Below are 11,802 nucleotides of genomic sequence, written 5' to 3' on the forward strand. Positions count from 1 at the left end.
GGATCGGATTGGCAGCATCTAGGCGGCCGTCTTATTGGCCGGTCAGTTGAGCGAGCACCGCGTGAGCGCCGTCCGCGCTGGTGCCGCGCCACGCGACGATCTGATCAGGACGGATGAGCGCGAGCGGTGCTTCGTAGAGCGACAAGAGGGAAGGCTGCGGTAGGCGCACTACGCGCAGGTCGACTGCCAAGGCATCGGCCGCAGATTCAAATTCCTCTGTGGAAGGCGGGTGTGGCCCGAGCGCCAAGAGCGTCCATTCGGAATGGAGCAAGTCGAACAAAGAGCGTCCGTCCTCGAGCCATGCATGCGGCGGGCGGCCCCCTGGGCTGGCGGTGGGTGTGTAGCTGTTGGGCTCGTCAGGCGGCAGGGCCGCGCCGTCGCGGATGATGATGGGCGAGTCGTCGTAGCGCCCGCCGAACGTCACGCCGGGGATGTTGAATTCGAGGCGCGCATGTTCGTTGAAGTGGCGGCTCGCCTGCTGTCTCTCTGTCGCGCCCCTTTCGGAGTCCTCCTCGAGTTCGGGCTTCGCCGTAAACAGCCCAACCGAGTCGGCGAAACGCCTCGCATAGGCGGTGTTGCGCTCGGCCAGCGGCTTGCGTTCTGCCTCGTAGCTCTCCAGCAGCGACGCCGTCGAGTGGCCCCGAACCACACTGGCGAGCTTCCAGGCGAGGTTCACTGCGTCTTCGACAGCGGTGTTGTAGCCCAAGCCGCCGGTCGGCGTGAAAAGGTGCGCGGCATCGCCCGCGATGAACACCCGGCCTTGTTGAAAGCGCTGTGCCACCAGCGCATGGCCTGCGAGCCAAGTGCCCATGGACAGAATCTCGATGGGGACTTCGGTGCCCACGGCTTCAGCGAAAATGCGGCGCGCATCGGCTTCGGACCAGGAGTCGGCATCTTCGCCCGGGCGCAGGGCCGCATGAAAGGCATATTCGGCCACGCCATCGACCGAAGCCATAAAAGCACGACGCTGCGGATTGACCGCTACGTACATCCAGGCCTTGGGATGACGCAGTACCGAGAGAAACTGCGGAGCGCGAAGGTAAATCGCAAACATCTTGCCGCCCATGAACTCGCGCTGGATGCCTGTCTCTCCGCCCCATTCGATGCCAAGTTGCTGGCGCACAAAGCTGCGAGCCCCGTCTGCGCCGATGAGAAACTTCGCCTGGACCTCGTGCGCTGGGCTTTCGTCGGTCGGCCGGATCGTGGCGTTGACCGCCTCACCCAGGTCGCGGAAAGCCTCCAACTTCCACCCATATCTCACGTCCGTGGACGGCCACTTCTGAGCGTGGCGCCGCAGCGCTTCCTCGACAAACTTCTGGGAGACGCGATGAGGCAGTTCGGCTGCACTCCACGAGCCCGTCATGCTCTTGACGTTAACGGCGGCTTCCGCGGCGGTAGGAAGGCTGATGCGCGCCAGCTCTTGGCGAGCGTAACGGGTCAGATAGACGATGTCCGTTGGATGGTCAGCTGGCAAGCCGAGCGCACGGATCTCGTCAGCGAAGCCTAGCCGCCTGAAATGTTCCATCGTGCGGGCTTGCGTCGCGTTGGCTTGCGGATTGAAAGCGGTGCCTGGCTTGGCGTCGACCACGAGGCAACGGATGCCGCGCCGGCCGAGTTCGTTCGCGAGCATCAGGCCGCACGGGCCGCCTCCCGCGACCAACACATCGGTCTCAGTGACAGGACGCCTGGCTGTTCCAAGCTGAAGGGGGGCGATCATTGGGTTTTCCTATGAGATACGGGACCAGGTGGGCGGCGCCAGATGTAGCTCGACGCCGCCGACAGACGGGAATGAGAGGATTTCGCGCGGTGCCGTCTACTGGGCCGGGCTTTGCATCAATCGGCGCGAATTCCGCGTTCCTTGATCAGGGCTCCGAACCTCTTGGAGTCCAATGCGCCCTTGTCACCGAATTCTGCTGGTGTGAGTGGCTCCGGGACATTGCCCAAGGCTTCGATGCGTGCTCGCACTTCAGGCGTTTTGAGCGCACGATTGACTTCTGCGTTGACCTTCTTGATGACGGATTGGGGGGTCCCGGCAGGCGCGTAGAGCCCGAAGACTGCATCGGCATCGAAGCCTTTGAGTCCGAGTTCATCAAGCGTCGGCACGTCCGGTACCAACGGAGCCCGCTTGAGGCTGCCCACCGCAAGCATGCGCAGCTTGCCCGTCTTAACATGCTGGATTGCAATCCCCGGGTCGAACAGGAAGTCGATCTGGCCCCCGAGCAAATCAGCCAAAGCGGGCGCCGCGCCTTTATAAGGCACGTGGATCGCCGACGTGCCTGTCTGTATCGTCATCATCTCTGCGGCGAGGTGGGGCGAACTTCCATTGCCGGGCGAGCCGAACGCGCGCTTGCCTGGATTCGCCTTCAGGTCCGCGATGAGGCCCTTGAAGTCCTTGATTGGGCTGTCAGCTCGGATGACCAGATAGAAGGGGACGAGCGCGACCGATGCAACAGGGACGAGGTCCTTTGCCGGATCGAAGGTCATCTTCTGGTAGATGTGCGGATTGATCGACACCATGCCGCCTGAACTCATGAGCAGCGTGTAGCCGTCAGCGGAGGCCTTGGCAACGAACTCGCCACCCAAATTGCCGTTCGCGCCACCCTTGTTTTCGATCACGACAGGCTGGCCCAGCGCTTGTTGAAGCGGCACGCCGACCACGCGTGCGAGCTGGTCCGCGGCACCGCCTGGCGCAAAGTTGACGATGACCCGGATCGGTTGCTTCGGCCAATCGTCGGCTTGCGCGGCTGCGTACAGGCCAAGACTGAACGAAAGAGCTGTGATTTTCAGCAGGAGCTTCATAGGGATGTCCTTTCGGCTTGCGTTCAAAACGGGTAGTGACGCTCGGTGGTCTGCACCGTGAGCCATCTCAATTCGGTGAAGGCATCAATGCCGGCGCGACCGCCGAAGCGGCCGTAACCCGAGTCCTTCACGCCGCCGAAGGGCATCTGCGCCTCGTCGTGCACCGTGGGGCCATTCACGTGGCAGATGCCGGAGTCGATGCGATTGGCCACATCCCAGGCGCGCGCGATGTCGCGCCCGAACACGGCGGACGAGAGACCGTAGGGGTTGTCCCCATCGGGAGCTGAGCGATGAGCAGAGCGCCACGCTCAATGCCAAACTGATTCTGTTACTGTCGAACCACATCGGAGACATCGCCCTGCTGCGCGAAGCGCTCGCCTTGGCCCGCGAAGGCATCTGAACTCCTGCGATCGAGTGGCGGAAAGGGCGGCCATAACAATGAAGGAGACAAAGAGGGAATCGCTGAGCGTTCCGGTCCTGATCATGGGAGGCGGAGGATGTGGCCTGTCCACAGCGCTGTTTCTGTCGAACTTGGGCGTGGATTCGCTGCTGATCGAGCGACATACACAACAGTCTCCCATGCCAAAGGCGCGTTATCTGAACCAGCGGACGATGGAGATTTTCCGCCAGCACGGCATCGCCGATGCGGCTACCAGCGTTCGATACCGTTGGAAGACATCAGCAAGATGCGTTGGTGCACCAGTCTCGGCGGAGACGGTGAGTTCGACCGCCGCACGCTCTATGATTTGGATGCCTGGGGTGGCCGGTCGTTGAAGCCGACCTTCATGAAGCACGTGCCGTGCAAAGGCACGGTGTACCCGCAGGTGCGTCTGGCCCGAGGACCGACCCATAGAGTTGATTGGCGGCACTAGCACTTTTTTTCAGGAGTCTCCCGGGCGATTGCTCATGCCGATAGCCGGGACACGTCCATAGCTTATTCCAATGTCTGGCACGAGGCGCCGGCTGCCGTGATGGCGACTTCGAAAGATCTTGAGGAAACAGCAAAACTGCGAATGCGTTCGGCGTCGGAGCGCGGATCCCCTGTCGAGGGGGAGTTGATGAACTGCCACGCCGATCTGCCGCGAGGTCGGTAGCTTGGGTGTCGAAGCTCAATTGGGCCCTCGCGCAGTCGGCGACGGCACAAGCTTGTTGACAGTTCGTTTCAAGGAATTCACCAACTCGGCCAGCAGGGGGTTCGGGTTGTCGTCCGACCAGATCAATCCGAGCTGACCGAAGTTGACAGCCGGGGTGAGAGGGACCACGGACAACAACTTCAGGGACCGATAAAAATCCGCGACGAGGCCTGAAAGAGGTGCTAGGCATTCCGACGCTTGCAGGTGGGCCTGGATAGATGCCACCGAAGCGGTTTCGACACGCGGGATCGGTAATCCGACTTTGTGCTCGGCAAAGGCCTCCTCGAATCGCAGCCGCGTCAGGCTGCCGGAGGGCGGCAGAACCCAAGGAAAAGTAGCGGCCTCGCTCCATGTCGGCTTGCGCTTCCGAGCAAACGGATGGCCATCTCGGCAGACGATGCGAACGACATCTTCCATCAGCACCTCGGTCGCGAAGCCATATCGATGGCCACGGACGTCCACTGTGCCGACGACCAAGTCGAGTTCTCGCTTGCTCAAGCGTTCGAGCAATGTCGGCATTGTGTTTTCTTCGAGGTACACGATGATGTTGGGATGCTGAAGTTGCATCTCCGAAATGGCTCGAGGAAGCATCATCAGTGCGGCCGAATGAATGCACCCGATCTGAAGTCGACCCACCAGGCCGGTGCGAACGGCTGCCAGTTCGTTGTCGACCCGCTGCACGTCACCCAGCATTCGCTCGGCATGGCGGCGCAAGATCTCGCCGGCGGCGGTCAGCTTGAGCTTGCGCCCGCGAACAAAGAGAGGACATCCGATGACGCTCTCCATCTCCGCCAACCAGTGCGACACCGCCGGTTGCGTCATATGCATCTGTTCAGCAGCCGACGTGATTCCCCYAGTGCTGTCGAGCACTAAGAACATCTCCAAGTGGCGAAGCTTGAGTCGGCGTGCCCACGGAATTTCGCTCAGATCCGGTCCCATGAGCGAATGTTAATGGATGGCCCGTCCCCCGACCGCTCGAACCGCGTTCTGGACGACAGCGCTCGTCGCCACTAAGCCTCGTAGGCAACCCCGTCACGGCCCGGATCGGCGCCGCCTTCGAGGCGACCGTTCACGTTCTTGATGGCGTGCACCCAGGCAATCGTGTACCCGAACGCGTTCCTAACTACCTGGTAGCCCAGCGCCTCCAGCGCACGGGTCACAGATCGCGGAATTCGGTTCGACACATCGATGGCATTGCTCGTCGAGGAGAACCTTGGAGCAGACACGGCCGCTTGGATCGTCATGTCGAAATCGATCGCATTTATCAGCGTTTGCAGCACGCCCATCGCGATCTGGGTTCCACCCGGAGCCCCCAAAACGATCTCTGGCTCGGCGTCCTTGAATACGATGGATGGGCAGGCCGATGAGAACCTTGACTTTCCGGCCTCGATGCTGCCGGCGCGCCCGGGGCGTGGGTCGAAGACGCCCATGCAACCGTTGTACATGAAGCCAAGTCCAGGTGTGATGACGCCCGAGGGCATCCCCAGCGAATGGGTTAGGGCGACGCAGTTGCCGTCTGCATCCACTGCTGAAATGTGTGTGGTGTCGCGGGGGACAGGAACTGCACTGCTCAGCCGAGGCACAGTTGCCTTCTCTCCCGCGGCGATGGACGCGGCAGCTTCGGCGGCCAGTTCTTTGGACAGTATCCGATCAAGTGGAACATCCACAAAAAGCGGATCACCGATCGACCGGTCCTTCTCGATGGTGGCACGCTTCATCGTCTCGCAGACCACGCGTATGAACTCGGGGCTGTTGTGCCCCAGTGCGGCCAGATCGAATCGTTCGAGGATGTTGAGCATCTGTAGCAGCATGGCGCCACCGCCAGGCGGCTGGTTCGTGGTGATCCTTCGCCCTCGATACGATCCCACCAGCGGCACGTTGTGCCGAGGTTGATAGGCGGCCAGATCCGCCATGGAGATGAGCCCGCCGTTGGCAGCCATGTCCTGCGTTATCGCCCTTGCGATCTCCCCCTGATAGAAGGCAGCAATCCCCTCACGGGCGATCGTTTCAAGCGTGTTCGCAAGATCCGGATTGCGAAGAGGCGCGCCGATCGATTTTGGCTGGCCCTCTGGTGTGCAGTAGAGCGCCCGACCATCCGCGCTAAAGGCCAGGCGCTCCCGGTTGCTAGCACGTCCTTGCAGCGGTTCGTCCACCCAAAACGCATGCATCGCGGGTCTGACGAAGAAGCCATCGCGAGCCCATGTGATGGCCGGTCCAACGACCTCTTTCCACGGCAGCGTCCCGTGACGCTCGTGCATGCGCTGCAGCCCTGCGAGGGTTCCAGGCACAGCGACTGATTGATACCCAATGTCGTTTAAGCGCCCCGCGATGCTGAAGCCAAAACCATCGCGGGCTTCACCTTCGAGCAGATGCTCCCACATGTCGGACCTTGCACTCATCGCGGCAGGGGCGTGAAAGTCGAAGTATTCATGCGCCGCAGGCTGTTTCATGTACACCGCAGCTGTCCCGAAGCCTGCGATGCCGCACATGAGCGGATCGACCACTGTCTGGGCAAGAGCGCAGGCCACAGCCGCGTCCACTGCGTTGCCGCCCGCACGCAAGATCTCGACGCCAGTCTCCGCCGCTTCAGGTTGGGGGCAGACCACCATGCCGCGTGGGCTCGTCGATGTTTTCATGGGTTTCCTGATCGTTCAGTTGGGTTTGAGCTGCAAATCCGCCGCGACGCGTTCAAAACGGATCAGATCGGCCCTGGCACGGGCGTCTGCCTCGGCAGGGAGATTGGCCACCGGGATCCAGCCCGCCTCGAGCAGCCTCTTCCGAATGTCAGGCTGAGCGAATCCCTTGGCAACGGCCGCTTGGAGCCGGTCCACAATTTCGGTGGGCGTGCCCTTCGGCGCGGCGAGGGCGAACCAGCCTGAGGTCACGAAACCCGGGAGACCCGCTTCATCGGCGGTCGGCACGTTCGGCATCGAGGGACTGCGAACTTGCGTCGTCACGAACAACGGCCGGACCCGTTGCGCCCTGACGTTCTCCGTCTGCGACGCCGCGTTGTCGATCATCGCGTTGATGTGGCCACCCAAGAGATCCGTCGTGGCAGGAGGACCACCTTTGTAGGCGACTACATTTGCAGTGATACCGGCCGCCTTGAGAAACATCATCTGCGTGAGATGTGCCTGCGTTCCGATCCCTGCATTTCCGAAGGATACCTGGCCAGGACGTGCCTTTGCGTAGTTGATGAAGTCCTTGAGGTCTTTTACCGGCAGGTCACGATTGGTGACGACGATGAAGGGGATCTCGGTCAGGATGGTGATCGACTTCAGCGAGTCAACGGGTCGGTACCGGAGGTTGTATATGTGCGGGTTCACCGCCATCGTCCCCGTGCCGGTCAGAACGAGGGTATATCCGTCCGGTGCAGCCTTGGACGCGTACTCGAGAGCAGTGGATCCGCCAGCTCCTGGCCTTGGATCGACCACCACGGGTTGTCCCAGCGCCTTGGTGAGAATCTCACCGACCTGCCGAGCAAGTGTGTCCGAGGCACTGCCGACGGCGTAGGGGAAGACGATGGTGATCGGACGCGTCGGGTACTCGGCGGCCGCTGCTCCCGTTGCCGCTCCGGCTGCGAACAGGCTGCAGATCGAAAGGACAAGACAGCGGGTAAAAAGGGTCATCGGACTACTCCTCGAATTCGGAAGGCTGCTTCAACAGCGGCACCGCGAGTGCCGCCAGTTCCAAGAGAAGCGGGAACATGTCCTGGTGGTACCACCCAGCTTCATGCAGAACGTTTATCGAGCCGATGGTGATTCCGCTGGCTCTGATGGGGACGTTCACGGCACTGCCGCAGCCTAGAGCCTCGAAAATCGCGAAGTCGGGAAAAGCGTCTCGGCAGGCTTGCGGTGTAGCGCATAGCCTCGGCGTTCCTTCAACCACGATCGTGCGATAGAACTCGCTGTCTGTTCGGAGAGGCTTCGTTCCACCTCTTGGATACGCGACAGGATTGCTTGAATGAACACGCCGGTTGAGCGACCGAGGCACATCGATGGTGAGCACCGTCAGGAGCTTGTGACCGGCAGCATGTGCGTAGACCTGCTCGAGGTCTTCAAAGGCGTTGATGTGCATCGGCGGCATCCAATGATTCTGTTTGACATATGCGCATGCCACAAATGAATAAATCGGTGGCCATCCATAACCACCAGCTCATGTTTCCCTAGGCGCATGCGGGCAAGCATGCAATTTTGCTTATGGTTTAAGCGAATTTATTCATTTGCGTTGATGTGTCATCGCCCTGAAACTTGAAGCATTCACTCAAGCTCAAGGTGGGATTTCATGAAGTTGTCAAATTGCGTGAGGGCCATGGCCCTGTCTACCTTGGCTTGCTTGTCGGCGCCAAGCTTCGCTCAGGCCATCTTCCCTAGCAAGCCAATCAAGCTGGTCGTTCCACAAGCACCCGGCGGTGCGTCGGACACTATCGCCCGCCTGTATTCCGATTTCCTTTCGAAGTCGATCGGGCAACCGGTGATCGTCGAGAACCGCCCTGGCGCGAACGGCATCCTTGCGTCAACATTGGTAGCACGACAGCCCGCTGACGGCTACACGCTCTTGCTCGCAGGCGTGTCGCAGCTTGCGCTGAACCCGATCACGTACAAATCTCTGTCGTACAACCCCCAAAAGGACTTCACCGGTGTCGCGCTTCTCGTGAACACGCCGTTCCTGTTGGTGGCCCATCCCGAAACAGGGATCAAGACCTTGGATGATGTAGTGCGGGTCGCCAAGGCCAAGCCCGACTCCTTGAACTTCGCTTCTGCGGGCAAAGGCAATGTGACCCATTTGGTGAGCGAACTGCTTTTCCAACGTTTGAATATTCAGATCACGCACGTTCCGTTCAACGGCTCGGCGCCCGGACTGCAGAGCGTTCTGGCCGGGCAGACCCAGTTGATGTCGGACGTCTTCGCCACCAGTGCGCCGCAAGCCAAGAACGGCAAGGTGGTACCTCTCGCGGTCATTGGCGAGAAGAGGCAGCCTGCGCTGCCCGACGTGCCCACGGTTGCGGAGCTGGGTGTGAAGGACTTTCCGGCCCCGGGTTGGTACGCGTTGGTTGCGCCGGCAGGGACACCGAAGCCAATCGTCGACCGGTTGAACGCAGAGACCCAGAAGTTCCTGCTCAACCCTGAGATCAACGCCAAGCTGGTCAGCATGTCGCTGGAGCCCCTGCCTTCTAAGCCTGAGACCGTGATGCAGAAGGCCTCGCATGAGTCGGAGAGCTTCGGTCCGCTCATCCGCAAGCTTGGCATCTCCAACGACTGATCCTTGCGAAGCCGATTGTGATGACTGACCGAATTCCAGTGAACAGGCTTCCCCGAGCCAAGTCGATGATCGTTGCACCTCAGCCGGAAGCCGTCGAGGCAGGGGCGAGCGTGCTTCGCGCCGGGGGGAACGCGCTTGATGCCGCACTGGCCTGCGCTTTTACGCAGGGGGTGGTCGACCCTTTGATGTGCGGCATCGGTGGTTTCGGGGTGCTGCACATCTTCGAGCCGGCCACGCAGCGACATATGGTGTTTGAAGGGCTCAGCTCTTGCCCAATCGAGACGCGGGAGGATCAGTGGGCGGAGGAGTATCTCGGCGACACTACGGACGGGTTCGGGTACGTCGTCAAGGGGTTCGTCAACGAAGCCGGTGCCATGTCCGTATCAGCTCCGCCCGTCCTCAAGCTGATGTCCGAGGCCCACGCGGCATTCGGAAGGAGACCGTGGGACGCACTGTTCTCCGACGCGATCTCGCGAGCCGAGAACGGCTGGATCGTTCGCCCTCACGTCTACACGGTGTTTACGCAGGATGAACGCAAGTATGGGCGCATGAACTATGGCGAGAAGCTTGCATTGACCGTCGACGGCCGTCGCATCTACCTCAATGAAGACGGCAGCTACAAGAAGCCTGGCTCAACGGTTCTGAACCCCGACCTCGCTCGGACGCTCCGGACGATCGCTTCTGAAGGGGCGGAGAGCTTCTACACCGGAGAGATTGCGCGCCGCATGATCGATGACGTGCGCTTGCAGGGCGGGATCCTGTCGATGGCCGATTTGGAAGGCGTTCGCGTCGTGCAAGCAGAGCCGCTGAAGACGAGCTACCGAGGCTGGGAAGTGGCAGTACCTCGACCACCCTTCGGCGGCGCGTTGGTGGCGCAGATGCTCAAGACGCTGGAAAATTTCGATCTGACTTCCATGGGCCACAATTCGCCCGAATACATCCGCGTCCTCAGCGAATCTATGAAGATCGCCTTGCGTGACCGCGAGGAGTTTGTCGGCGATCCTGACTTCATGGAAAAGCCAGTGGAGGAGCTGCTGACGGAAGCCTACGCTCGACAGTGCGCTGAGGTCATTCGTCAAGGGAAGAAGGCCGATATCGTGCGTCGGACCGTCGGTGAATCGAAACACACCACCCACATCTCCGTTATCGATGAAGAGGGCATGGTGGTGTCCTTTACCCATACGCTGGGCAATCCATCGGGCTTCATCGTCAAGGACACGGGTTTCATGCTGAACGGCGGTATGAGCACCTATGACCCGATTCCCGGGCGCCGTAACTCCATGAAGCCGGGCAAGCGTCGCTACTCGACGATGTCGCCGACGATCGTGTTCGACGCGGGCAAACCGGTGATTTCGGTGGGAGCGCCAGGAGCATCTTGGATCGGTCCTGCCGTCACTCAGGTGCTGTTGAACACGCTCGACTGGGGAATGGGCATCCAGGAAGCTATCAGCGCTCCCCGGATGGTGTCAACGAGCAACGCGATCGACATTTCCAACCGAATTCCCCTCGAGACGCAACGCCACCTGGAAGAAATGGGCTACCGGGTTCGCAGAACGCACCTGTCCTATGCATTTGCGGGCGTGCACGGAATCACCCGATTCGGCGGCATCCTCCAGGGTGGCGCCGACCCACAACGCGATGGGTACGCACAGGGCGTCTAGTCCACCCCCCAGCGGGCTAGGCGCCTGGCTGCGCCTCTCCTCGGATCCATGCGCGAAAAGCCTGCAACGGTGGATAGGTTTCGCGGCTGGCCGACCAAGCCAAGTAGTAACTGTCCTCACTCTCCTGCGGCGAGCCGGCGGCCACCACCAGATCTTTGCGGGCCAGTTCTTCCTTGATCAGGAACGTGGGCAGGAGAGCAACACCGAGACCCGCAATCGCTGCCTGCGCCGCGACCGCGAACTGGTCCACCAGCATGCCGTGAACGAAATCAAAGTCCACGTCCGAGGCGCGCAGCCACCGTTCCCACGCATCCGGACGGCTCACAAGATGAATCAACGGCGCTTGCAACAGATCCACGGGCCTGTTCAGCCCCAGGCGTTCCTGCAGTTCGGGACTGCAGGCCGGGACGACGCATTCCTTCATCAGCAAATCGAGCCTCGCGCCGGCCCATTCCGGTGGACCGAAGTGAATGGCGGCATCTTGCGAATCTACCTCGAAGTCGAACGGCACCAATCGCGTGCTCAGATTGATGGTGATGCCCGGATGATCTGCCAAGAATCTGGGCAAGCGGGGCGCCAACCAGCGTGTTCCGAAGGTTGGAAGGATCGCCAGGTTGAGCGTTCCACCCTGCGGATTGGCCTTGATGCCCATGGTGGCCGCCGCGATCTGTTCAAGGTTTCGCCGGATCTCCCGCGCGTAAGTTTCTCCGGCGGGCGTGAGCTTCACAGATTGGCGCTCGCGCAGGAACAACTCCGATCCCAGCAGGTCCTCCAACCCWCGAATTTGCCTGCTTACCGCACTTTGGGTGAGATGCAGTTCGGTTGCAGCCGCCGTGAAGCTCTGAAGTCGAGCCGCCGCCTCGAACGATGCGAGTACCGACATGGCGGGGAGGAAACGACGCGAGAGAGTGACCATCAGGCATTCTGCCAAGGAATGATGTTGGACC

At 61.0% G+C, this 11,802-nt stretch carries 10 protein-coding genes and 2 pseudogenes; 4 read left to right on the forward strand and 8 right to left on the reverse strand.

The window, feature by feature from the left end:
• Positions 1-31: 31 nt before the first annotated feature.
• The 3 genes and pseudogenes from AC1D2O_RS30175 to AC1D2O_RS30185 form a co-directional block, all read right to left on the reverse strand.
• On the reverse strand, positions 32-1,717 hold the full coding sequence (locus AC1D2O_RS30175; protein WP_477649990.1) for an FAD-dependent oxidoreductase: 1,686 nt from the start codon (positions 1,715-1,717) through the stop codon (positions 32-34).
• Positions 1,718-1,833: 116 nt separating this feature from the next.
• Complete coding sequence (locus AC1D2O_RS30180; protein ID WP_478158395.1) at positions 1,834-2,799, reverse strand: Bug family tripartite tricarboxylate transporter substrate binding protein; 966 nt, start codon at positions 2,797-2,799, stop codon at positions 1,834-1,836.
• Between the two features lie 23 nt (positions 2,800-2,822).
• Positions 2,823-3,071, reverse strand: a pseudogene (locus AC1D2O_RS30185) (aldehyde dehydrogenase family protein); the annotation flags it as partial.
• 2 nt (positions 3,072-3,073) lie between these two features.
• Between AC1D2O_RS30185 and AC1D2O_RS30190 the strand changes: the two are divergent.
• Together AC1D2O_RS30190 and AC1D2O_RS30195 are read left to right on the forward strand one after the other, a co-directional pair.
• Positions 3,074-3,199 (forward strand): annotated as a pseudogene (locus tag AC1D2O_RS30190) (DUF2783 domain-containing protein); the annotation flags it as partial.
• A 38-nt stretch (positions 3,200-3,237) separates the two neighbouring features.
• A complete protein-coding gene (locus tag AC1D2O_RS30195; RefSeq protein ID WP_478158396.1) occupies positions 3,238-3,573 on the forward strand; it encodes an FAD-dependent monooxygenase in 336 nt (111 codons plus the stop codon).
• A gap of 335 nt (positions 3,574-3,908) precedes the next feature.
• On the opposite strand, the gene AC1D2O_RS30200 is transcribed toward AC1D2O_RS30195, so the two are convergent.
• The 4 genes from AC1D2O_RS30200 to AC1D2O_RS30215 all read right to left on the reverse strand — a co-directional run bounded on the left by AC1D2O_RS30200 (position 3,909) and on the right by AC1D2O_RS30215 (position 8,009).
• A complete protein-coding gene (locus AC1D2O_RS30200; RefSeq protein WP_478158397.1) occupies positions 3,909-4,871 on the reverse strand; it encodes a LysR family transcriptional regulator in 963 nt (320 codons plus the stop codon).
• Positions 4,872-4,942: 71 nt separating this feature from the next.
• Positions 4,943-6,568 (reverse strand): gamma-glutamyltransferase, encoded by a 1,626-nt coding sequence (gene ggt, locus AC1D2O_RS30205; RefSeq protein WP_478158398.1) that lies wholly within the window; start codon positions 6,566-6,568, stop codon positions 4,943-4,945.
• A gap of 15 nt (positions 6,569-6,583) precedes the next feature.
• Complete coding sequence (locus tag AC1D2O_RS30210) at positions 6,584-7,561, reverse strand: Bug family tripartite tricarboxylate transporter substrate binding protein (protein ID WP_478158399.1); 978 nt, start codon at positions 7,559-7,561, stop codon at positions 6,584-6,586.
• A 4-nt stretch (positions 7,562-7,565) separates the two neighbouring features.
• Positions 7,566-8,009, reverse strand: coding sequence for a GAF domain-containing protein (locus AC1D2O_RS30215; RefSeq protein WP_477650079.1), 444 nt, complete (start codon positions 8,007-8,009; stop codon positions 7,566-7,568).
• A 234-nt stretch (positions 8,010-8,243) separates the two neighbouring features.
• Between AC1D2O_RS30215 and AC1D2O_RS30220 the strand changes: the two genes are divergently transcribed.
• Together AC1D2O_RS30220 and ggt (AC1D2O_RS30225) are read left to right on the forward strand one after the other, a co-directional pair.
• Complete coding sequence (locus AC1D2O_RS30220; RefSeq protein WP_477650078.1) at positions 8,244-9,194, forward strand: Bug family tripartite tricarboxylate transporter substrate binding protein; 951 nt, start codon at positions 8,244-8,246, stop codon at positions 9,192-9,194.
• 65 nt (positions 9,195-9,259) lie between these two features.
• On the forward strand, positions 9,260-10,855 hold the full coding sequence (gene ggt, locus AC1D2O_RS30225; protein ID WP_478158400.1) for a gamma-glutamyltransferase: 1,596 nt from the start codon (positions 9,260-9,262) through the stop codon (positions 10,853-10,855).
• A 16-nt stretch (positions 10,856-10,871) separates the two neighbouring features.
• Here ggt (AC1D2O_RS30225) and AC1D2O_RS30230 read toward each other — a convergent pair whose 3' ends face one another.
• Entirely contained in the window at positions 10,872-11,771 is a 900-nt protein-coding gene (locus AC1D2O_RS30230) for a LysR substrate-binding domain-containing protein (RefSeq protein ID WP_477650076.1), read from the reverse strand.
• Positions 11,772-11,802 lie beyond the last annotated feature (31 nt).

It is taken from the genome of Variovorax sp. P1_G12 (assembly GCF_056405555.1).